The sequence below is a fragment of the Pseudomonadota bacterium genome (genome assembly GCA_013285465.1).
In the GTDB taxonomy this organism is placed as follows: Bacteria; Pseudomonadota; Alphaproteobacteria; order Micavibrionales; family CSBR16-224; genus CSBR16-224.
The window spans coordinates 546,712-568,361 of the sequence record CP053449.1; the positions used below are offsets into that span (position 1 = coordinate 546,712).

General features: G+C 50.7%; 17 protein-coding genes. 9 read left to right on the forward strand and 8 right to left on the reverse strand.

The features are described from left to right. Positions 1-156: 156 nt before the first annotated feature. Positions 157-996, forward strand: a complete 840-nt coding sequence (locus HND56_02690; protein ID QKK04660.1) for a hypothetical protein — start codon at positions 157-159, stop codon at positions 994-996. On the opposite strand, the gene HND56_02695 is transcribed toward HND56_02690, so the two are convergent. Genes HND56_02695 through HND56_02715 form a run of 5 tightly spaced genes read right to left on the reverse strand, consistent with a single transcriptional unit; the run spans position 993 to position 8,366 of the window. Next, a complete protein-coding gene (locus tag HND56_02695) occupies positions 993-1,943 on the reverse strand; it encodes an AAA family ATPase (protein QKK06530.1) in 951 nt (316 codons plus the stop codon). The genes HND56_02690 and HND56_02695 overlap by 4 nt on opposite strands. A gap of 11 nt (positions 1,944-1,954) precedes the next feature. Continuing rightward, positions 1,955-4,720, reverse strand: coding sequence for a thioester reductase domain-containing protein (locus HND56_02700; GenBank protein QKK04661.1), 2,766 nt, complete (start codon positions 4,718-4,720; stop codon positions 1,955-1,957). A 6-nt stretch (positions 4,721-4,726) separates the two neighbouring features. After that, positions 4,727-5,509 carry a methyltransferase domain-containing protein gene (locus HND56_02705; GenBank protein QKK04662.1) on the reverse strand — a complete coding sequence of 261 codons (783 nt, stop codon included), beginning with the start codon at positions 5,507-5,509 and terminating at the stop codon, positions 4,727-4,729. Beyond that, positions 5,506-7,428: an asparagine synthase (glutamine-hydrolyzing) gene (asnB, locus tag HND56_02710; protein ID QKK04663.1), complete on the reverse strand. Its 1,923-nt coding sequence runs from the start codon at positions 7,426-7,428 to the stop codon at positions 5,506-5,508. Before asnB ends, HND56_02705 begins: the two co-directional genes overlap by 4 nt. Further along, positions 7,428-8,366: an alcohol dehydrogenase catalytic domain-containing protein gene (locus tag HND56_02715; GenBank protein QKK04664.1), complete on the reverse strand. Its 939-nt coding sequence runs from the start codon at positions 8,364-8,366 to the stop codon at positions 7,428-7,430. Before HND56_02715 ends, asnB begins: the two co-directional genes overlap by 1 nt. 191 nt (positions 8,367-8,557) lie before the next feature. Here HND56_02715 and HND56_02720 point away from each other — a divergent pair, with 191 nt between their 5' ends. The 5 genes from HND56_02720 to HND56_02740 all read left to right on the forward strand — a co-directional run bounded on the left by HND56_02720 (position 8,558) and on the right by HND56_02740 (position 12,935). Next, entirely contained in the window at positions 8,558-8,995 is a 438-nt protein-coding gene (locus HND56_02720) for a VOC family protein (protein ID QKK04665.1), read from the forward strand. A gap of 117 nt (positions 8,996-9,112) precedes the next feature. Next, the gene (locus tag HND56_02725; GenBank protein QKK04666.1) at positions 9,113-9,490 is read left to right on the forward strand and encodes a hypothetical protein; all 378 of its coding nucleotides are present in this window, start codon (positions 9,113-9,115) and stop codon (positions 9,488-9,490) included. A 100-nt stretch (positions 9,491-9,590) separates the two neighbouring features. Continuing rightward, the gene (locus tag HND56_02730; GenBank protein QKK06531.1) at positions 9,591-11,216 is read left to right on the forward strand and encodes a DUF692 family protein; all 1,626 of its coding nucleotides are present in this window, start codon (positions 9,591-9,593) and stop codon (positions 11,214-11,216) included. A gap of 28 nt (positions 11,217-11,244) precedes the next feature. Next, the gene (locus HND56_02735; protein ID QKK04667.1) at positions 11,245-11,994 is read left to right on the forward strand and encodes an SDR family NAD(P)-dependent oxidoreductase; all 750 of its coding nucleotides are present in this window, start codon (positions 11,245-11,247) and stop codon (positions 11,992-11,994) included. A gap of 2 nt (positions 11,995-11,996) precedes the next feature. Then, positions 11,997-12,935 (forward strand): DUF808 domain-containing protein, encoded by a 939-nt coding sequence (locus HND56_02740; GenBank protein ID QKK04668.1) that lies wholly within the window; start codon positions 11,997-11,999, stop codon positions 12,933-12,935. Here the strand turns inward: HND56_02740 and HND56_02745 are convergent. The 3 genes from HND56_02745 to HND56_02755 are packed head-to-tail and all read right to left on the reverse strand — an operon-like array spanning position 12,932 to position 17,734. Further along, a complete protein-coding gene (locus HND56_02745; protein ID QKK04669.1) occupies positions 12,932-13,711 on the reverse strand; it encodes a hypothetical protein in 780 nt (259 codons plus the stop codon). The genes HND56_02740 and HND56_02745 overlap by 4 nt on opposite strands. A gap of 19 nt (positions 13,712-13,730) precedes the next feature. Next, the gene (locus HND56_02750) at positions 13,731-15,980 is read right to left on the reverse strand and encodes an ATP-dependent Clp protease ATP-binding subunit (GenBank protein QKK04670.1); all 2,250 of its coding nucleotides are present in this window, start codon (positions 15,978-15,980) and stop codon (positions 13,731-13,733) included. Between the two features lie 11 nt (positions 15,981-15,991). Beyond that, a complete protein-coding gene (locus tag HND56_02755) occupies positions 15,992-17,734 on the reverse strand; it encodes a hypothetical protein (protein QKK04671.1) in 1,743 nt (580 codons plus the stop codon). A gap of 140 nt (positions 17,735-17,874) precedes the next feature. Here HND56_02755 and HND56_02760 point away from each other — a divergent pair, with 140 nt between their 5' ends. The 3 genes from HND56_02760 to HND56_02770 are packed head-to-tail and all read left to right on the forward strand — an operon-like array spanning position 17,875 to position 21,462. After that, complete coding sequence (locus HND56_02760) at positions 17,875-19,524, forward strand: DUF3592 domain-containing protein (GenBank protein ID QKK04672.1); 1,650 nt, start codon at positions 17,875-17,877, stop codon at positions 19,522-19,524. A gap of 17 nt (positions 19,525-19,541) precedes the next feature. Then, positions 19,542-20,114 carry a YcxB family protein gene (locus tag HND56_02765; protein ID QKK04673.1) on the forward strand — a complete coding sequence of 191 codons (573 nt, stop codon included), beginning with the start codon at positions 19,542-19,544 and terminating at the stop codon, positions 20,112-20,114. Beyond that, positions 20,092-21,462 carry a hypothetical protein gene (locus tag HND56_02770; protein QKK04674.1) on the forward strand — a complete coding sequence of 457 codons (1,371 nt, stop codon included), beginning with the start codon at positions 20,092-20,094 and terminating at the stop codon, positions 21,460-21,462. The genes HND56_02765 and HND56_02770 overlap by 23 nt, the downstream gene beginning before the upstream one ends. Positions 21,463-21,650: the final 188 nt, after the last annotated feature.

Genomic DNA, 21,650 nt, shown 5'->3' on the forward strand with positions numbered 1-21,650 from the left:
TTCGCGGAATAAACCGCAAGTAAAAGCTCTGTTTAACAAGAGCATCTTTTCGAACAATTCGGAAACTATCAGCAATTTACGTATTTGTCAAGAAAACACGCGGCGCTTCAAAAACTGCTGGCGGCCTCCTTTGATGCAGGCTAGGATATGTTTGCTATGTTACGGTTTAAAAAGGATATTCCGGCGGAAAACGCCACACTGCGCCATGATATTTATGGCGGCGATGTTTATGTGACACCGCCCTGCACCGGGTCACGCAAACTGGTGTCTTATGCAAAAGACATGATTCGCGATATTCTGAATGTGACGGATATCCGCCGCGCACATCTTGAGCTGGATGAGGAAAGTTTTTTTACCCGTATCGGAAAATTGCGCCGGACGCTTTATCTTGCGGAAGATTATCACAAACTGCTTTTCGCGACATTGGCGGAAAACGGTTTTGACCCTGAGCGTATGGCGTTTGATCCTTTGCGGCTGCGCGTTATTTGTCCGGACGGACATTTAAACAAGAAGGCCGCGCCGGTTTATTTCCCGCATCGTGATACATGGTATGCGCATCCGCAATGTTTGATCGTGTACTGGACGCCGCTGGATGATCTGGAGGAGGAAGAAACTTTCGCCATTTATCCTGATTATTTTGACCGCGAAGTTCCCAATGATTCCGAAGTCTTTCATTATGATGACTGGATCAAGGACGGGCCTGATTTGAAAATCGGCTGGCAAAAACAGGATTCAGGTATGACGGCGACTTATCCGCGTTCCGCCGAAGGTTTTGCGCCAGGGAGGGATGTCGGATTTTCCTGTCCGGCGGCAGGGCAGGTCTTTATCTCCGGTGCGCATTATCACGCCACACGCCCGCAAAATACCGGAAAAATCCGTTTCAGCCTTGACGCCCGTCTGGTTCATCTGGGGGACGCCGCCGCAGGAATCGGTGCGCCAAATGCGGATAACCGTTCCACAGGTGATATCTTGAAAGATTATATCAAGGCTGCTTAAACAATCTTCTCTACGGCAGTGACGGCGGCTGTTAATTTTTCATCCCAGCTGCCCGACAGGCGGATATAAGGTTTTTGATCTTCTTCCAGACGTTTGATGCAGGATTTCATAAAGATGTCCTGTGTTTCAATTCCGTAACGATGGGCATCCTCTTGCCATGCTGCATCTGTGTCCAGCAACAGGTAGAGGTCATAACGGTTCTCACGCGCATTGGCATTGAGCCATTCCGGGCATTTTCCCAGCAGCATCTTACTCCAGATCGCCGTCGTCATAATTTCGGTATCACAAAACAGGACACGCCGCGCCTGATAGACCAGCGCCTCTTCCGAGGCCTTTTGGGCTTGCGCAATCATTTTAAAATCATCCTCGTTTAGGTCGCGTCCGCGGTGCATAATCAGCGTTTCCGCATATTCAGGGACGATAACGGTCTGGAAATGCTGTGCCAGTTTTGCCGTTAAGGTCGATTTCCCGGTTGATTCCGCGCCAATGACGGCGATGCGTTTGACGAAATAAGGGCGGACGATTTCGGGAATGTAATCCCAGTTTTCAGCGGGGTGGGTACGTATATCCGTGCCGCTGGTCGGGATGATGGCGCGTCCCATATTGCTGGGAACGAATGTGCCGCCCAATGTTTCCGCCAACGGCGCGCCGTAATCTTCCCCCGCGAAAATATAGTCGGGTTTTTCGGGCAGAACGCGCATCAGGGCATCATGCCACAGCTGCCAGAAATCAGGATGTTCTTCAGGGAGCTGCGGCAGCTCGTCTGTCAGATGGATGACGTTGCAGTCAGGAAAAATCTGCCGCATCCAGTCATAGCGCAGTGTGCCGGGGATCGGCTCGTTTTGTAACGAGCAGACGACAATCGACAGTTTATCGACATAATTCTCGGCAAAACGCGCAAGATACACATGTCCGTTATGCGGCGGCATAAATTTTCCCAGCAGCATTCCTGATGTTGTCATGCGCATCTCCTGTGATGGGCGGGGCTGGAAAAAATATGGCGCAGATATAAACGGATCAAATCATCTGACGGCGGCGGACAAGCGATGCCGTAATCGCGTTCGGTTGCGGTGCAGTCAAAACGGATGCCTGTGGCTTGAAACAAATCCATTGTGCGGTAACGGTCGAAATCGTCAAGGCAGCGGCACAGCGCCAGATAGGCGGCAGATTCTTCTGTTGTCATTTCTTTGTTCTGAAAGGAGGCTTGCCAGTCTTGTGTGGGGATTTCGCGGATATTGCCGATACTCTCCATCAGCTGTGCGAGTGACAAAGAACCTGAACCGGCAATGTGATAAATATCTTCCCGCCCATACAAGGAGAGATGCGCCATGGCCGCTGCCGCATAATCGACAGGGGTGATATCGATCAGTAATTTTTTGGCAAAACCTTCCGGCACGGAACCCAGACTGCGCATGCCGCGGGAAAACATCTTCAAAAAATCCGTTTCGGAACACAGCCCTGTTTTTGTATCGCCGGTAATCAGTCCAAAACGGTAATGGGTGATGTCGCAGGATGCGGCGGGGATTTGCAGCAGCATATATTCAGCAGCCCATTTCGTCTGGGCATAACCGCCATAGACAAATTCCGTATTTTCCAAACGGTCGCTTTCCAGAGCCGTGCCGCTGTTGCGGTCGGTCGCAACGAAAACAGACAAAGTAGAGGCAATATGCAGCTTCTTACGTTTTCCTGTCAGGGCAAAACGCAAAACTTCCTGTGTGCCGCCGATATTTGCCGCACGTAAAACCTCATATGGCTGTACGACATTCACACGTGCTGCACAATGATAGACGGCATCAATATTGCCCGCCAGTTTTCGCCAGTCGCTTGCGGACAGCCCGAAATATTGCTGTTCCAAATCGCCAGTGACGGGCGTGATGCGCGTATCTTTGACGGGGATGCGGGCAGGGTCGCGGACAAGACAGATAATCTCCGCTGTTGTTTGTTGCAGTAATTCCGTGAGCAGCCGTCCGCCCAAAAAGCCGGTGGCGCCGGTCAGGAAAATCCGTGCGGGTTCTTTCACTTTTTTTTGCGGGCGCTTTGCTGCCGCCTCAGTCAAGGCCTGCCAGTCACTGTCAAAAGCAACATCCTGCCGAAGCCAGTCGCAGGGCAGGGCGCCGCTATCATCCGCACGGGCGGCGAGTGCCTGTGCCAGGTTGCGGATGTTCGGATATTGCACCAGTAAGGCGGGAGAGATGCGCAGATTTCGCTTTTCTGCGGCAAGGCTGAGATGGATCACGGCAAGAGAGTCGCCGCCAAGGATAAAGAAATCATCATCAATGCCGAAACCGGTTTTCTTTAAAACGGCAGACCATATCTCATACAGTATTTTTTCCGGTTCCGTTTCCGGCGGTGCTGTGGCGGTCGGTGCGGTTTGTAAATCAAGTTTCCGCAGCTGTGCAAAATCCGGTTTTCCGGTAACGGTTTCCGGCATTTTTTCCAGCCATGCGATATGCTGCGGCAGCATCCATTTTGGCAGGGTTTTGGATAGATGCGTATTGATAGTCGTTGTTTTTTTGCCCGCGACAAAAGCAACAAGCGCCTCCGCGCCGCCATGATAAAGCGGACGTTTCAGCACGGCGGCTTTCTTGATTTGCGGATGGCTGTGCAAACACGCCTCGATTTCTTCGGGGGCGACAAGCTGTCCGCGGAGTTTGAACTGGCGGTCGCCACGCCCCAGAAACTCAATCATGCCTGCTTCATCTTGTCGCACTTTATCGCCTGTTTTGTAAAAACGCTCCGTGCCGCGCATGATAAATTTTTCCGCATTTAAGTCATCGCGGTTCAGATAGCCGCGTGCCAGCTGCAACCCGCCGATCAGTAATTCATCATTTTCTATTCTATAAATGACATTGGGAAACGGATTGCCGATCAAAGGCTTGCCCCAGTTATCGGCATCACAGGCAATCAGGCTGGTGCAGACAGTTGTTTCCGTCGGGCCGTAAACATTGATAACGCGGTAGGCTTTTGCCCATGCGCGTACCGTATCGGGCGGACAAACCTCGCCGCCGATGATAATTGTTTCCAGACTTGCCGGCATATCGTCAATGGCAAGAATGCCCAGCAATGACGGCGGCACATCCATATGGGTGATGTGTTTTTCCTGCAATGCGGCAACAAGTTTTTTGCCGTCGCGCAATGTGCTGTCATCTTCAATCACCAGCGTTGCGCCGGACAGAAGCGCTGTGCCGATATCGGAAATAGACGCGTCAAAAGCAATGGACAGATAAAACAGACTGCGGCTGTGTTCATTAATTTGAAACGCCTGAATTTGCGCATCAAGGAAATTCACAATGCCGCGATGTTCTACCATGACGCCCTTCGGTGTTCCGGTAGAACCTGATGTGTGCATGATATAAGCCAGCCTGTCCGGTGCGGTTTCGGCAGGGGCGGGGCGGCATCTTTCCGTCGGAATATCTTGCGCCGTTAAAACGGTTTTGATATTTGCGTCTTTTAAAATGAAGTCTTTACGGTCTTTTGGAAGATTTGAAGGAAGCGGTACAAATGCCGCGCCGGCATGCCAGATACCCAGCAGGGCAATCAGGTAATCAGCTGATTTGTCGATGGCAATGCCGATGATTTTCTCATTATGACTTTGTCCCAATTGTTTTCCAAGCGCGGCGGCCTGTTCCGACAGAGCGCGATAAGTCAAAGCCGTACCGCGATCCAGCACCGCGATATTGTCAGGGAATTTTTCCACAATTTTTTGGAAACGCTGCCAGAACATTTTTCTTTACGCTCCCGCAGGTTTTTCGGAAATTGTGATGCAGCGGATGGAGGTATCGGGATCAAATGCGCCGCCCTGCATATCGCCATAGAATTTGATATTCACAAAGCCGGCCCCGGTCAGCAGGTGCGTAATATCTTCCGCCGTATAAAGTTTCGCGCCGCCGCCTTTGTTTTCCTGATGCGTGCCATCGGGCGCGGTGTAGATCCAGTCCTTGTACACCATATTTGTGTCAGGCTCGTAGCGCGATTCCCAAACTGTTTTATGCCCGTCTTTTTCCGCGACATCGCGCAAGGTGTTGCTCTGTGCGAAATCCTTCAACACGCGCGCGCCGTTTTTATAGTCAAAGCCAAAAAATCCTCCCGGTTTTAACGTCTCGAAAATACGCTGCATCATCAGGATGTTTTTATCATCATTCTCGCTGTATCCGAAACTCGTCCACCAGTTGATAGCGGCATCACAGGGTTTGGACGGCGTAAAATCATAGGCGTTTCCGGTATGAAAGTCGCAGGCCAGATTTTCTGCTGCCGCTTCCGCCTGTGCGCGGGTGATATAGCTGTCAATCAGATCAACACCGGTGACATGCAGTCCTTTCCGTGCGAGTGCAAGGCTCAGCGTGCCAAGTCCGCAACCCTGATCGAAAAAACGCATTCCGGCTTTGAGTGATAATTTATCCATTAAAAAATCAACGGCTTCATTGACCTCTTTGTCACTGCGCTGCAAACAATGCTGTGCGAACAGATCGTCGTAAAAATCCTGATGCCATGTTTCCGCTGTGTTTTTGCTCATGCCGTTTTTTCTGCCAGTCCGAATTTTTGTTGCACCAGATGCGCGGTCAGAACCGTCATTAAAACAGGCTCCATCGCTGTCCGTGATTTTGCATCCTCTTGCGGCAGTTTGTCCAGCGCGGCAATGATTTTTTTGCGGTTAAAAAACGGCACGGCATTGAAAGACTCGCTACGAATACTGTCCTGAATAAAGCCGTTTAGCCCGTCATTGGAATAGACGCTGACAGGAGGTGCCATAAAGGGATGCTTCTCGCGGCGGTAAACCCGGTCGGTAATATGCGGACGAACCGCCTCACGTAGCGCGAATTTTTCCGTCACGCCTTTGATTTTCATCGATAGCGGCATTCTGCACACGGTTTCAAATAAGTGATGATCCAGAAAGGGCAAGCGGCCTTCAATCGAATGCGCCATTTCCATGCCGTCGCCCAGCGTTTTCAAAATGTAATTGGCCAGTGTGAGTTTGGTCCAGAGATAGAGGGCATTATTAACGGGATGTTTGCCTTGCAGCTGTTCCTGCGGCACGGCGCGCATCAAATCCGCATAACAATCCGTTTTGGCAAAATCGTCTTTGTACCGGTCGGACAGGATGTGATGGATGCGGTTTCCGAGGGCAGCTTTTGCGGCAAGAAAGGACGGCACATGACCGATACTGTTGGCGACGGCTGCGGTGGGAAGCTCCGCGCCATAGGCCAGCTGTACGCCGGTGGAAGCCAGATTACTTGCATAGAGTTTTTGCATCTGCAGGGCGGTGTTTTCATTGACCGTGCCTGATGCCAGTAAATCCTGCCGCAAATGCGGATAGCCTGCAAAGACTTCATCCGCCCCTTCGCCCGTGAGTGCGACTTTAAATCCGCGTGCGCGGATATGGCGGTTCAGGATGTATTTTGCGGCCAGATGGCCGTTTACTGCCAGACCTTCGCCGTAATAAACGGCATCGGGCAGCTCCCGCACCAGATCATCCTGCGAGACATTGACCACATGCAGATTGGCGCCGTTATGAGCGGCGCTCTCTGCGGCGACGGCATATTCGTCATAGCCGTCATGGGAAAAGCTGACGGTAAAAGCATCAAGAGGCTTGTCGCTTTCGCTGGCGGCAAGTCCCAGCACGGCACTGGAATCAAGCCCGCCGCTCAGGTGGAAACAGACGGGAACATCGGCACGCAGGCGCAGCCGCACGGCTTCGGAAAATTTTTCCGCAACGGCATCAACCCATTCCGCTTCGCTGCGGTTATCGGTGTCGGCTTCGGGCAGATAGTCCAGATCCCAATATTTGGAAATTGTTTTGTGCCCGTTCTTAAAAACCAGCATATGGCCGGGTTTTAACTGGGCGACATTGTCAAATAATGTACGGTCCTGCGGCACATATTGCATCGAGGCGGCATGATAGAAGGCATAAGAATCCCAGACCGCGGGAACACCTGCTGCGAATAGCGCCTTTGCTTCGGAGGCAATGAAAAACCCCTGCGCGGTTTCCGCATAGCAAAGCGGCTTAATGCCGAAACGGTCGCGTGCGGCAAACAGCCATTCCTTGTCATCATCCCATAACAGGAACGCAAACTCGCCGCGCAGATATTGCAGGCAGTCCGTGCCGTATTCTTCATAAAGATGGATCAGGATTTCGCTGTCTGATCGGGTCGCGAATTGATGACCCTTATCTTCCAGATTTTGACGGATATCTTCATAGTTGTAAAATTCGCCATTTACAACGGCGCGGATATGTCCTGTTTCATTGACGAGAGGCTGTTGTCCCGTCGCAAGATCAATAATGGAAAGCCGCGCATGCCCTAATCCGGTCTTGCCGTTTTGAGACACCCAAATACCGGTGCCGTCAGGTCCGCGGTGATGCAGCGCTTTCAGCCCTGCCTGCAAATCCGTTTTGCGGAGGCCGTCGCGCGACAAAATGCCGATTATGCCGCACATTATTCTACCTCGGGCTCTGTTCCCGGTTTAAAAAACACTTTTGATGTCTCACTGGTTTTCGATGCAGCGAAGACGGCGGCAAAGCTTTCCAGATCATGCACATCACCCAGTAGATCATCAACCTGAATGCGTCCTTCGGCCATTAAAGCGATTGCCTCGTCAAAGGGGCCGTAATTGACAGCCTGCATGGTGACTTCTTTTTTAACGGCAAGGTCAAAACAGATGCCGACCGGCTCATGCTTGCGGCTGCGGATAATCACGCGTCCGCGCGGGCGGACGGCGCGGAAGATTTCTTCCATTGCGGCCTCTGTCGCCAGTGTTTCGATGGCGAAATCATAAGCGTTATCTTCCAGTTTTTCCGTTTGCGGGTCATGGATGCTGACATTATCAAAACCGTAGGAACGCATGATGCGCCGGATCAGTTTGGCAAAACGGTTATTGCCGTAAATAAAGCCGCGCTGTGCGGGAGAAATATCGGCCTTCATAACCGCGAGGGCGGCGGCGACAGGCTCGCTATAGGCACCGTGTTTAAAAGAGACATTTGCGGGAAGCTTATAGACCGTATTGGCGGGAACGCGGATATATTCGGCAAAGGCACCGTCATGGTTGATTCCCAGCATGGTCGTGTTCTGGCAGCTGTCCTTTGCGCCGGAATTGCAAAAGCCGCATTTGCCGCAGGGGATAACGGGCATGACAGTCACGCGGTCACCTTTGGCAAAGCCTTGGGCATCCGCTCCGGCATCTTCAACAATACCGGCAAATTCGTGGCCGAGCGTAACGGTTTCATTGCCGTTGATTAACCCGTCGGCCATAAAGACATCTGTACGGCACAGCCCTGCCAATGCGATGCGGATAACAACATCATCGGCGGATTGCACTTGCGGCTGTTCAATATTGCGGACGGCAACGTCCGTTTTGTCTTTTATCAGGGCGCGCATCTCTTTAACTCCGTTTTTTCGCGTGTGTATTTTTATTAACATAAGAAACTTTATTTTCAAACTATAAAATAGATATACGCATTTTGAGCATAAGTAAAGCGTTATTATGCTTATTTTGAGCATAAATGAAAAAAATAGGAGGGAAACTTTAAAATTGCTAAGCTGGCACGGTAAAATACAGGAGAAAAATAATGGAACAGCGTATCAGTCTTATGACACTTGGTGTGTCAGACCTTAAAAAATCCCGCGCATTCTATGATTCGCTGGGCTGGAAAACGGCTTCTGAAGATATGGCGGAAGAAATCGTCGCCTATGATCTGAATAATATGACATTGGCATTATATCCTTTCGACAAATTGATGGCGGATGCCAAGCTGACATTTGAAAAACCGCTGCATTCGGCGGTGACGATCGCCTATAATGTGCGGACGGAAGATGAGGTGGACAGCATATTGGCGGAAGCGGTAAAGGCGGGCGGTATGCTGGTTAAAGCCGGTGAAAAAGTTTTTTGGGGCGGTTATTCCGGTTATTTTGCCGACCCCGACGGTCATTTGTGGGAGGTCGCGCATAATCCTATGGCACCGCTGGGACCGGACGGGGAATTTCAATGGAAGGGCTGCACGGCGTAATTCCCCCAGCGTAAAAAAACTTTAACGAATATGTAACAAAACTTTCCTACACTGCGAATGACGGTATGGCGGCTTATACCGTCACTTTAATTCCCGGCAAGCGGGAAAATGTTAAACATGATGTTATTGTTTTTAAGGAGCATATACACAATGAAAGCACAGACAAAAACCAAAATAACAAATCCTATGACGGCAGCGGTTGTTGCCGGACTTTTTGCTGTCGGTACCATGGGCGCAAGTGCAGCCTATGCCGGTGATAAGGCGAATAGCTGCGGCGCACATGGCTGCAAAGCAAAGTCAGAGAAAAATGCCTGTAAAGGCAAAGCAGACTGCAAATCCAAGAATGCTTGTAAGTCAAAAAATGCCTGCAAGTCGAAAAATAAATGCAAATCTGCAAATAATTGCAAAAGCAAGAATGGTTGCAAGGCACAATGCAAAGCCGGTGCGGGCAAAAACTCGCCTTATGGCGGTAAAGAAGCCGACCGCTTTAACTAAGGCGCAAGACGGTTTATTATATTGTGGTCTCTGCCTTTGTGCAGAGGCCACAGTTTTTTAGAAAAGAGTATGTGCCGTGAGCAATATTTTTGATCTTCCGATGATGGGTTTCGGTTTGGGGCTGCGTCCTGAACATTACCCGCATATTCTGGAGCACAGCCCCGATGTGGACTGGTTCGAGATTATCAGTGAAAATTATATGGAGACGGAAGGCCGCCCGAAATATATGCTGGAACAAATTCGGGAAAAGTACCCGCTTGTTATGCATGGTGTTTCCCTGTCCATCGGCACGGTTGACCCGCTCAATTCCGACTATCTGAAACAACTGAAAGATCTGATTGCCTGGGTCGATCCGGTCTGGATTTCCGATCATTTGTGCTGGACGGGTGTGGCGCATAAACAGACACATGATCTGTTGCCCGTTCCTTATACGGAAGAAGCGCTGAAACACATCATTGAAAGACTGCGCATGGTGCAGGATTATCTGGAACGCCCGATTTTGATGGAGAACCCCTCCACCTATCTGGAGTTTCAATCTTCGGAAATGACGGAATGGGACTTTATCCGCCGGATGGCCGAAGAATCCGGCTGCGGGTTATTGCTGGATGCAAATAATGTTTATGTCAGCTGTTATAATCATAAATGGGATCCGAAAACCTATCTGGATGCGCTGCCGATGGAACGCGTGGTGCAAATTCATCTGGCCGGACATCAGAATAACGGCACACATATTATTGATACCCATGATGACCATGTCACGGATGAGGTCTGGAAGCTGTATGAATATATTATCGGTACGGCCGGGCAGATCAGCACCATGGTGGAATGGGATGATAAAATTCCCGCATTCGATGTGGTAAAGGCCGAGCTGGATAAGGCGCGCGGTTTTGCGGCGCGTGCGCACAAACCGAATGATCTGCCGCAATTTACGCCGAATTCATTGGTGCAACCCGCTTCTGACAATCTGCCGTCCTATACACCGCAACTGCATAAAATGCAGGAGGCGATCTTAAGCGGTGATGAGGAAAAAGCCGCGCCCGAAAACTGGGTGCGCGCGAAACCGGAATTGTCGGAAAGCGAGCAAATCGGCATTTATATTCGCGGCTATCGCTATCGTTTGTTTGATATTGTCCATGATGATTATACCGCGCTGCGCCATTATCTGGGCGATGATGATTTTGCGGATTTAATTGATGCATATATTGAAGCCGTGCCGTCGGAATATCCCAATCTGGCGCGCTATATCGAAAAATTTCCGGATTTTGTGAAAACGCGCTGTGATGATGTCGCCTATGAGCTGGCTGTGCTGGAAACGGCGATCGAGCGTATCTCCGACGCAGGAGAAACCGCCGCATTGTCGCCCGAACATCTTGCGGAGCTTGACCCTGATGCGTTGATGGCACAGCCGCTTCCGTTGCGCAGGGCTTTATCCCTGTACGCATTCCGCTATCCGGTGAATGCCTATTACGGTGCGGTCATCGACGGAGATGATCCTGCGCCGCCATCGCCGGAATCCTCTTATGTGGCTGTTTACCGCCATGATTACGAAATGTGGCGGCTGGATCTGGAGCGGGAGGAATATGAAATTCTGACGATTTTACAAAACGGCGTATCACCTGCGGCGGCACTGGAAAAAATTCTTGGCGACAGGCATGATGCGGCGGAGAATGTCAGCCGCTGGTTTGCCCGCTGGATGAATAATCATCTGCTCGCCAAAACAGCTTAGCCAAAACAGTTTAGAAGGAGAGGTGGCTATGGGACTGCCAAAAACCATTCTGATTACAGGGGCAACCAGTGATTTTGGTGTCGCTTTTGCAAAAAAATTCGCAGAGGCGGGGGCGCAGAAAATCTATCTGCACGGACGTAATGCCGATAAACTCGCGGCGCTGCAAAAAATGCTGCCCTGTGAAACGGAGATACTGCTTTGTGATCTTTCCGATAAGCAGGCCATCGATACGGCTTTTGCCGGTTTAAAAGATATCGATCTGTTGATTAATAATGCAGGCGGCGCTTTGGGACTTGAAAAAGTCTATGAGGCAAAGCCGGAGGATTGGGAACAGATGGTGGAGGCCAATGTCTCCTCCCTGATCCGTATTACCCGTCACATCCTGCCCGATATGGTGGCGCGGCGCAGCGGGCATGTCATCAATATCAGCTCGGTCGCAGGCAGCTGGCCTTACCCGGGCGGTCATGTCTATTGTGCGTCCAAAGCCTTTGCAACGCAGTTTTCGCTGGCGATGCGCGCCGATCTGGTCGGCACAAATGTGCGGGTGACATCCATTGAGCCGGGTTTGGTGGAAACGGAATTCTCTCTAAAGCGTTTTAAAGGTGATCAGGAGAAAGCGGCGGCGGTTTATGCCGATACCCGCCCGCTGAAAGCCGCTGACATTGCCGAAACAGTGTTCTTTGCCGCGGCAATGCCGGAACATGCGAATATCACGCGGCTGGAAATCATGTCGACCGATCAGGCGACTGGACCGTTCCAGATTTATCGCGGAGCGTAAGGATGAGCACAGGTCTGCTGGCATTATTGGATGATATTGCCGCACTGGCGAAAATGGCGGCGGTGACGCTGGATGATGTCGCGACACTGACAGTGCAGGCGGGAACGGAATCGGTCGGTGTGGTGGCGGATGATGCCGCCGTGACGCCGCGTTATGTGATCGGTTTTAAACCTGAGAGGGAGCTGCCGATTATCCGCAAAATCGCCATCGGCTCTTTAAAAAACAAACTGGTTATTTTACTGCCCGCCGCGCTGCTTTGCGGCTGGCTGATGCCGTGGATTATTACGCCGGTGCTGATGCTGGGCGCATGCTATTTGTGTTTTGAAGGTTACGAAAAACTGCATGACTATTTTCATCCTGCACAGCGGGAAAAAACGCTGCCGGAAGCCGTGGAAGAAAAGCTGCCGAATGTTCAGGAGATGGAAAACGAACGCGTGGAAAGTGCCATCCGCACGGATTTCATCCTGTCGGCGGAAATTATGGCGATTGCTTTTGCCAGTGTGAAAGATCAGCCGCTGCTGATGCAGGGATTTATTCTGCTGGCGGTGGCTTTTGGAATTACGGCGCTGGTTTATGGTGTGGTCGCGCTGATTGTGAAGGCGGATGATGCAGGTCTTTATCTGGCACAGCGCAAGGGCAAGGGGGAGAAAATCTGGCAGGCTATCGGTCGCGGCCTTGTCCGCAGTATGGCACCGTTTCTGCAAGGGTTGAGCGCATTGGGCACTGTGGCGATGCTCTATGTCAGCGGCGGCATTCTGGTGCATGGTTTTGCCGGATATGGCGCGCATTTTCTTGAACGCCTGATTCATATTATCCCTTATGGCTCACCGGTACTGACGGTGATACTGGCGGCGGCGGCGGGATTTCTGGTCGCATTGGCTGTGCCGTTTTTGCAGACATTATGGGGCAAGGCGGCAAAAATCATCACGAAGAAATCTTAAAGCCTGTTTTCTTGCGGCGCGGTTCTGATTTCATCTTCCGTGACGGGGATGCAGGTCACGCTGAGGATTTGCGGATAAACATCCCAGTTGCGGACAAGGAATTTCCAGCGCAGACCGTAACGCGTCACCGTGCATTTATTGATATCGTTCTGAATGCCCGCTGCGACAAAATCGGGAAAAAAGATATTGCCGTTATGCCACAGACTCCAGAGATGATGCGCCAGTGACGGTTTGATGCGGAAATAAATACTGGTTTGATCCGAACATTCGATCGTGGCACAGCCCTGTGCGGTAAAGACATTGCCTTCCGGATCAATCTCCTGCGATTTACCCAGATACCAGATTTCATCCTTTTTGTAAGTGGTCAGCATACGGATGCCGTCAGTCATAAATTCCAGCGTGCCGTAAAGGAGTGCGGGCAGCATATAAAGAAAGAGGCCGGTCGCGGCAATCATCATCAAGGCGCGCTTTTTGGAAAAATCCTCTTCACCGTCGCCGTCGGGATCAATATAGACAGCGCTTTTCCACAGACGTCCGTAAGTGCGGAATAATGCACCCCACCAGGGATGCCGTGAAACGGGCAGAAAGATTTTATTGTAGAACCATGACAATCCGGCTGTCGTCTGCTGGTAGGTTTCCTGAATATCCTCGATATGTTCGCGCGCTTTTTCTGCCGGGGAGTCTTTGCGGCGGCGTTTGACGGATTTCTTTGCCGCGCCGGAAAGCGTCTTCAGTTTTTCGGCTCTTTCAAGAAGTTCGTCATCCGCATCGGACATGGGAGGAGTTCCTTAAAATTTAGGCGTAGCTTTTGTCACGTTTGGCGGGTTTGCCGTCATTGGCTTCCGTCGCTGCTGACGGAACGACTTGCAAATCTTTGGTTTTTTTATCGTAAGTCACCTTCATAATCCCTGCGCTGAGTTCTGATTCCAGCAGCATATTGGCGATAACGGGATGCACTTTTGCCGCGAAATACCCCGGTATGCCGCGGGCACCGTTTGACGGGCTGTAATGATCTTTACAGATGGCGGCAAGAGAAGGCTCGTCAATCTCGATTTGAATATTACGTCCCTGTGCTTTGATTTGTGCATTCAATTTGCCGATTTCACGCGCGGCGATGCGTTCGATGACGGCAAGGTCAAGCGCGTTAAAGCAGACGATATTCTGCCGTCCGTTAAAGCGGTTCAGGAATTCAAGGCGGTAGGTGTTATCCAGTTCCTGAATGGTTTCTGCGACCGCTTCATCATAAGACATAGACGGGTCGAGAAAGTTTTTCTGCCCGATATTTGTGGTCATGATGATGACGGCTTCGCTAAAAGAAACAGTCAGTCCGCGGTTATCCGTCAGCCGCCCGTCATCCAGCACCTGCAGGAAAACATTGAACACATCCGGATGCGCCTTTTCGATTTCATCGAAGAGAATAACAACATAAGGATTGCGGCGCATGGCATTGGTCAAAATGCCGCCGGCCTCATAACCTTCGTAACCGGGCGGCGCGCCGATCAGTTTTGCCACCGCATGTTTCTCCATATATTCGGACATGTCAAAGCGGAGCAGGGCGCGTTCATCGTCATGCAGTGCGGCGGTCAGCGCCTTGGCCATTTCGGTTTTGCCGACCCCTGACGGGCCGAGGAACATGAAGGAGGCTTGCGGTTTGTGCGGGTCTTTCAAACCGACGCGGGCAACACGCACGGCATCGGCCAGTTTTCTGACGGCGTGGTCCTGCCCGAAAACACGGGAGGACAGCGCTTTATCAAGTTCAAGCAATTTGGCCTTTTCATCGCGGTTCAGCTTGCTGGCGGGAATGCCGGACAACATGCTGAATTCCGCCAGCACATGCTCGGCTTTCAGTTCCAGCCCTGCATTGATTTCCTCTGTCAGTGCCACAAATTCCGCTTTATTTTTTTGAATGGCATCCTGCACTTTTTTCATGACGGCTTTCAGCGCGTTGACTTCCTCGCTTTCAAATCCGGCTGCTGCTGTTGTCATGCTGAAAGGTTTGAAGTTTTTTTCGCTATTTTCCGCTGCCTTGGCATCATACGCGGCTTTGCGTTCTTCCAGATTTTCCTGATCTTTTTTGCGCTGGGCTTCCAGCTCATCTTCCAGACGGCGCAGTGTTTCTTCCGCTTCGCTTTGGTTGTGATGCAGTTTCCGCAGGCGGGATTGCGTATCTTCCCATTTTGTTTTAATCGCCGCGATCTCGGCCTCCAGCTCTTTCATATCTTTGCTGTTCGGCTTGACTTCGGTTAGGCGGCTTTGTTTTTCCGTCAGTTCGGGCGGCTGGCCATGTGCGGCCTGACGATAGGCGGTGAAGGCACGGTCAAGAAGATTCATTGTCCGCTCCGGCTGGGCGCGGCTGAGGCTCATTTCGCGTACGCGGTATTTGCAGGTCAGCTGAATGGCGGTGTCAATTGCCTCTTCCGAAATGCCGACATGGTGATAGGCCTGCAATGATTTAACGGCTTCCTGTACGATAATTTTTAAAGAACCGTCATCGGGCTCCTGCAAATCCATCATTGTGTAACATTCGCTGATATTGGAATGGCATTTCAGCACGACTTCCAGATCCTCGTCACGGCATTCAAAAATCGCCTGAAATTTTCCGCGCTCAACCGCCTGCATCAAAGCATTGATAAAATGGGTGCAGCCGTTATTGCGGGTGGCTTCGATGAAGTCGCGCATATCCTCGATCAGCAGCAGCGTATCGGGGTAATGCGACAGCCGCCGAAGCATTTTTTGAAAATTCTCATTCGTTTGCTGGGTATTGCCGGAGGAAAACAGCCCGTCCGTATCCAGCCAGAACAGCCGTTTTTTGATGATGTCAAAAGGCGTGTCGGGCAGGTTTTTCGCGGCCTCCAATCCAAGACAAAGCGCGGTGCAGCCGACACCGCCCGCACCGACCAGCAGGATGCTATTGGCTTTGTTACGCATCAGAATACGGGAGAGCTGCTGCAGTTCCTTTTCCCGCCCGACGAAGGTAAATTCAGGGCGGCGTGCCAAATAATCCTCGCCGCGTATCAGAAAGTTTTTTGAAATATCCGTTGTCATGGGTGCCGCTATCAGCCCTTGTTGATGTTAAACGGGTCGGGTGCGCCATCGGCATCCGCAGCAAGGTCTTGCGCATCATCGTCATTATCGCCGCCCGATTTTCCGGCAACGACTTCGGCGGCGACCGCGATGGATTCTTTGACATCCTCCTGCACATCTTTGGCGGCGGCTTCCAGTTTGCCCAGCAGGTCTTTCGTTTCCTCAAGACCTTCGCGCGTGATCGTCGTGGCTGTGCGGATAACCTCGCCATATTGCTCCAGCCCTTCCAGCGCTTTGGACAGATCGCTATTCTGCTCATGTGTGCCAAGCGCGATGCGGATAACCTCTTTCTGCGACAGGTCGGTGGTTTTCTGGTTCATGCGTTCCAGCGACATCCGTGCCATTTCCGAAGATTCGCCAAGTGCGGCGGCGGAGACAGCCTGCAAAACGGTGCTGAGCTGATCGGCGACACCGGCAACGCCGGAACTGTGCAGCTGGCGTGTTTTTGCAATTTGCTGGTCATTGCCGTCCTTCATGGATTTGATACGATGGCCGGCATTTGTCAGTTCCGCAAAAACCGATGTCGTATCGACAGAGGAGGCGTTGAGCGCACCGATATAGTTTTCAAGATCGCGTTTTTCCCGCTCGCGGTTCATTTTTTCGATATCGCTTTCCGCACTGTCTTCCGGCTCCAGCTTTTCGCGCGTTTTTTCGTTTTTCTCATGCGCCTCTTTGGTGGCATCATTTAAAATCGCATAGATTTCACGCATGGAATAATTGGCATCCATCAGATTATCAATCTGTTTATCCATGCCGTCAAAATGCTCTGAAATGCCGGAAACACGCTCTTCCGTTGTGTTGACAAAATGCTGGGCAGCGGTCACAAGATCCGTTTGCCGCTGCTTGTGTTCGTCCGAGCTGATATCCAGCAGCTCCCGCAATTTGGCTTTTGATTCAAGAAATTGTTCATCCAGTTCTGATTGCGGCAATTGATAAAGCGATTCGTCTTTCATTTTATCAATAAGCGCATTCAGTTCCGTCTCATGCTCTTTCAGCTCCAGCTGGGCTGTGGCGATTCTTTCCCGTGCGGGCTGGCGAATGCCGCCAAGCCCGAAAAAGCTGCGGTCTTCGCTCCATTTCGCGACATTGTGATTAATGCGTTTGATATGATCTTCCAGTTCGGCCAGTTTCTTTTCCTGCTCTGCGCGCAGGGCGGCGATCCGGGCTTCGGCTTCTTTATCAAGCGTGATTTCCTTGAACACGTCAAAGGTCAATCCGTTCATACGCAGTTCGTAAACCGCATCGACAATTTCCGTCAGCGGATTGATCTTATCTTCAAAAGACAGCAGCGCGTTATTCAGTTCGTCATAGACCTCTTTCAGCTCCGAGAAGGCCTCGGTATCGGTCAGCTCGATAATCTGCTGCGCCATGCGTTTGCGTTCAAACTGCAGATATTCCTTAAACTGTTTAAATTCTTCAAGGCGGGCATTCGCGTCTTCCTTGCTTTCGGAAAAGGTCAGGGTTTTTGTGACGGCGGCCATCTTTTCTTTCGGAGTCGCATCGGCATCGAACATGATTTTGAAAAAAGCATTCTGGTCGATTTTTGCGAATTTCGATGAGGAGGGAGAGGTTTTTTTCTCCGCCGCTTCATCCTCGATACTGCGCGCACCCTGCCGTTTGGAAGTGGCTTTCGCCTGTTCCATCAGCTCTTCAATATCGGATTTACTCTGTTTCTTTTCGGAAGTCTGTTTTGCGCTTGCGCCACCCGATGTCATACCGCTGTCCCCTATTACACATTAATACCCACTCTTTCAGAATATACATCACTGGTTAACCTATAATTAATGCGCATTACGAATAATGAAAGAGAGGGGTGATTATTGTCCCGTCTTCATATTTCCAATAACGGGAAAAAATGTTCGATATTCTCTTTGACGGTATTTCTGCATGGAACCAGACCGGTCTGATGATCGGCGGCGTGATTTGTTTTCTGATCGGCGGATTGTTTCTGGCCGATTTTTTGTATTGGCGCATAAAAGGTATTCGTGTCAAAGGCGAGATCAAAGCGGTAAAGACGAAAATCAGCCGTATTGCACATCGCCGGAAAGAGGAAAAGGAAAAAGAGGAGCGCAAAAAAGAGGAAACGGAAAAAGAAGGTTTTTGGAAGGGGTTTCGAAAAAATCCGTTTTCCAGCCTGATCGCCCTTATTTTTGCCGGCATGTTTATTGCCTTCCCGTTTGTGTTTATCGGCATCGGCGTTTATCACGGCTATAAATATTACGATTTGAAAACGCACGGCATTTATACCGATGCCGTGGTAGTACAAAACAAACATGAAACCGATAGTGAAGGCGGGTCGAGCTATTATGCCATTGTGTCTTTTACGGATCGTCAGGGGAATTATCAGGAACACCGTGACAGCATCAGCAATCAAAACGGCGATACGTTCCGGCGCGGTACGCATCTGCCTGTTTATTATCAACCGGATAAGCCGTCGCGGTTTATTATTGATGACTTCTGGCACAATATGGCGGCGATTTTCATCTTCCCCGCTTTCGGGCTGTTTTTTATCGGGGTGATATTCTTTGTTTCCCACATGAATAGCAAGCAGAAGAAAAAAGGGGAAAGGCCGGATAAGCCGAATTATATGAACGAAATGTACACGGCAGTCTATGAATATCAGCTGCCGACGGGCGAGGTTTTGCAGGCGGAGGGCACAACATCTTCTAATATACTGACGGATAAAATTCCGGGAACGCGCGTGACGTTGCTGGTGTCCCCCAATAAGCCGGACCGTGTCCGCAGACCGGGAAAAATAGGTATTACAATCGCCATGATTTTGCTGGGGGTTGGCGCTGTTCTGTTTTACGCCGCCTTTGAAACATTCAAATTCAGTATGTTTTCGGTGCTGTTTCCTTTTCTGCTGCTGGGATATTTCGGTGTGAAAATATATTCCAAACTCTCTGCCAATCCCGAAATGAAGGCAGGTATTAAAAAGATGCTGCAGGATGTTCGGGACAGGAAACAGCCATTAGTTGAATTTGACGGCGGTCGCAGTTCCTCCGCGGATGGAGCGGATTTCCTGACCGAAGAGGAAATCAAAGCCCGCCTTTACTGGATGGACCGCTATAACCAGTATTGGGTGCCTGTGCTACTGGCCTTGGGGATTGCCGCGATTGTCGGCGGCAATTATCTCAGCAAAAATCTGACGCAGATGCTGGAAATGGGTATCAGCACAAAAGGGCATGTGGTGCGGATGGAAAGCAGGTATGACAGTTCTTCCGACGGCAGCGGCTATACTTATCACGCAGTGGTGGAATTTGAAACGCAGGAGGGAGAGACGATCAGCTTTACCGATAAGTTGGGGGCAAGCCATCCGCTATATGAAACGGGGGATGAAGTCACAGTTGTGTATGAGGCGCATAAACCTCGTGACGCCATGGTCGATCGCGGCATCTGGAACTGGGCGCTGCCGGGCGGCTTGATGGCGTTCGGTTGCTTCCTGATATGGGGTGCGCTCAACACGCAGGTGAAAATTTTACGCAGGCGCAGACGCGCGGTTTAAAGAAGGTAAGGGGGCATATGAGTAAACTGACATTCTCACGCACGGAAAAAGATTTTCTGAATTTCAGCCGCATCGCTGCGGGGCCCTATCGGCGGCGGGGAATTATTTATATCATTGTTGCCGTCGGTATCGCGATTGCGGCAGCACTGGCTGTGATCGATATGGTACGGGTGGCGGGATATTTCCCGTCGGACAGGTTCACGCAGACGGTTTTGACCACCCTTATTTATTTTCTGATTTTTTATCTGCTGCTGCGTTTTTTTAATGCCTTTGGCAAACAGTCATGGCTGGCTGAAGATGGAAATTTCCTGTCAAAAAAAACATTCCAGATGACGGCGAAAGGGATAAGTGAGGAATCGGATTACCAGAAAAGCTTCACCGATTGGCGCGGCGTCATCAGTATTCAGGAAACGCCGGATTACATTCTGTTTTATATCGACCGGATGCAGGCTTATCTGCTGCCGAAATCCGCATTTAAAAAGCCGGAGGATATTCCCGGTTTTCTTGAAAAGGCGCATGGTTACTGGCAAAAAGCGGGCGGCGGCGTGAAGCCTGAAAAGGAAAAAAATGATACGGCTGTTGTGGAATAATCTGAAAGGCGGCTTCAATCTGGCCTTGTTGCGGCGTTGCCCGCAAGAAATCTTTTCGCCGTCATGGCATTCCATTATCTTTGCCTTTTTGCTTTCTATGGCAGTGTCTTTTGCAACGGATGCGCTGTCAGCTGCGCCGCCGCGCGTTTTTTATATCGATGGGATCCAGGAAAATCTGACCTATTTTGCGCTGCTGCTTTTTGCCGCTTATGCCGCCGCGCTGCTGTTTGCGGAAACATCGAAAACGCTGCTGCTGGCAACGATGCTTTACAATGCGTTTCTTGTGCCGTGGTGTTTGTTTTCGCTGCTTTCTGCGCTTGCTCCCGATCTGCTGGCGATGGGAAATATCGAACGCGACTTGGGTGTGATTTACGCCGTGTGGATATTTCTGATCGGTTTCCGCGCGGTGGCGCTGATTTTTGATCCGGAACCGCTGCGGCAGATACTGGCATCGCTCGCGGTGCTTGCGGGGCTATATCTTCTGCCTTCTTTTTTCTATTTTGATACGCTGTGGTATCACGATTACAGCGCCGATAAACCGTCACCGTTGGCGGAGATAACGCATGAAGAATTATTTCAAGGGCAGACCGCACTTCTGGATCAACAGCTGACAGCATTGAAACCCTCGCGGGCGGGGCATACTGATGTTTACGGCGTGATATTCGGCAGTTACGGTTATCAGGATGTGTTTATGCGCGAAGTTGCGTTTGTTGCGGAGACGCTGTCATCACTTTACGGCCCGGATGCCCGTATTGTGCGCATGATCAATAATGAAAAAACGCTGACGGATATGCCGCTGGCAACGGCGACAAATCTGCGTGCCACGCTGAAACATCTGTCCGGCATGATGCAGAAAGAGGATGTGCTGCTGTTATATCTGACCAGCCATGGCGGCAAGGATGGCACACTTTCGGTCTATCTTGGCGGCGGTTACCGTTTTCAGCAAATGAAGCCGGAGCTATTGGCTGAGATTCTACAGGAGAGCGGCATCAAAAACCGCATCATCTTCGTCTCGGCCTGCTATAGCGGGATGGTGCTTGACGTATTGAAGAATGATGACACGCTGATTATGACCGCGGCGGCAAAAAACCGTCGCGCTTACGGATGCAGTGATGATAGCAGGCTGACCTATTTCGCCGAGGCCTATTTCGAACAGGCCTTCACACAGGAAAAGGACTGGATCAAGGCTTTTGATACGGCGAAGAAATTGCTGGAACAGCGCGAGAATGCGGAAGGCAAAACGGAACATGCCGCACCGCAGATATTTATCGGCAAAAACATTGCCGCACAGCTGCCGGCCACGCTGCCGCAATACTGGCCTGAAAAATCCGCGGAAAATCCGGAATAGCCCCCGAGTCCTTTTTGAACCTCCGTGCTTTTTTGATAATATAATTTTTTTTGTAATAGTTTGAAATATATGAATTTTTCATACTTTCTGCTATGCGCCGCTTGCGACATTATGAAAACGGGCGTATAAAGGCTTATCCGCATAATTTGTGTGTGTTTGCGGTGATGTAACAAAAATAAAAAACGGCA

What these genes read in the sequence shown, in the direction of transcription:
- HND56_02690 (QKK04660.1), top strand. Translation starts at nt 157, where the DNA reads ATGTTACGGTTTAAAAAGGATATTCCGGCGGAAAACGCCACACTGCGC.
- HND56_02695 (QKK06530.1), bottom strand. Translation starts at nt 1,943, where the DNA reads ATGCTGCTGGGAAAATTTATGCCGCCGCATAACGGACATGTGTATCTT.
- HND56_02700 (QKK04661.1), bottom strand. Translation starts at nt 4,720, where the DNA reads ATGTTCTGGCAGCGTTTCCAAAAAATTGTGGAAAAATTCCCTGACAAT.
- HND56_02705 (QKK04662.1), bottom strand. Translation starts at nt 5,509, where the DNA reads ATGAGCAAAAACACAGCGGAAACATGGCATCAGGATTTTTACGACGAT.
- asnB (QKK04663.1), bottom strand. Translation starts at nt 7,428, where the DNA reads ATGTGCGGCATAATCGGCATTTTGTCGCGCGACGGCCTCCGCAAAACG.
- HND56_02715 (QKK04664.1), bottom strand. Translation starts at nt 8,366, where the DNA reads ATGCGCGCCCTGATAAAAGACAAAACGGACGTTGCCGTCCGCAATATT.
- HND56_02720 (QKK04665.1), top strand. Translation starts at nt 8,558, where the DNA reads ATGGAACAGCGTATCAGTCTTATGACACTTGGTGTGTCAGACCTTAAA.
- HND56_02725 (QKK04666.1), top strand. Translation starts at nt 9,113, where the DNA reads ATGATGTTATTGTTTTTAAGGAGCATATACACAATGAAAGCACAGACA.
- HND56_02730 (QKK06531.1), top strand. Translation starts at nt 9,591, where the DNA reads ATGATGGGTTTCGGTTTGGGGCTGCGTCCTGAACATTACCCGCATATT.
- HND56_02735 (QKK04667.1), top strand. Translation starts at nt 11,245, where the DNA reads ATGGGACTGCCAAAAACCATTCTGATTACAGGGGCAACCAGTGATTTT.
- HND56_02740 (QKK04668.1), top strand. Translation starts at nt 11,997, where the DNA reads ATGAGCACAGGTCTGCTGGCATTATTGGATGATATTGCCGCACTGGCG.
- HND56_02745 (QKK04669.1), bottom strand. Translation starts at nt 13,711, where the DNA reads ATGTCCGATGCGGATGACGAACTTCTTGAAAGAGCCGAAAAACTGAAG.
- HND56_02750 (QKK04670.1), bottom strand. Translation starts at nt 15,980, where the DNA reads ATGACAACGGATATTTCAAAAAACTTTCTGATACGCGGCGAGGATTAT.
- HND56_02755 (QKK04671.1), bottom strand. Translation starts at nt 17,734, where the DNA reads ATGACATCGGGTGGCGCAAGCGCAAAACAGACTTCCGAAAAGAAACAG.
- HND56_02760 (QKK04672.1), top strand. Translation starts at nt 17,875, where the DNA reads ATGTTCGATATTCTCTTTGACGGTATTTCTGCATGGAACCAGACCGGT.
- HND56_02765 (QKK04673.1), top strand. Translation starts at nt 19,542, where the DNA reads ATGAGTAAACTGACATTCTCACGCACGGAAAAAGATTTTCTGAATTTC.
- HND56_02770 (QKK04674.1), top strand. Translation starts at nt 20,092, where the DNA reads ATGATACGGCTGTTGTGGAATAATCTGAAAGGCGGCTTCAATCTGGCC.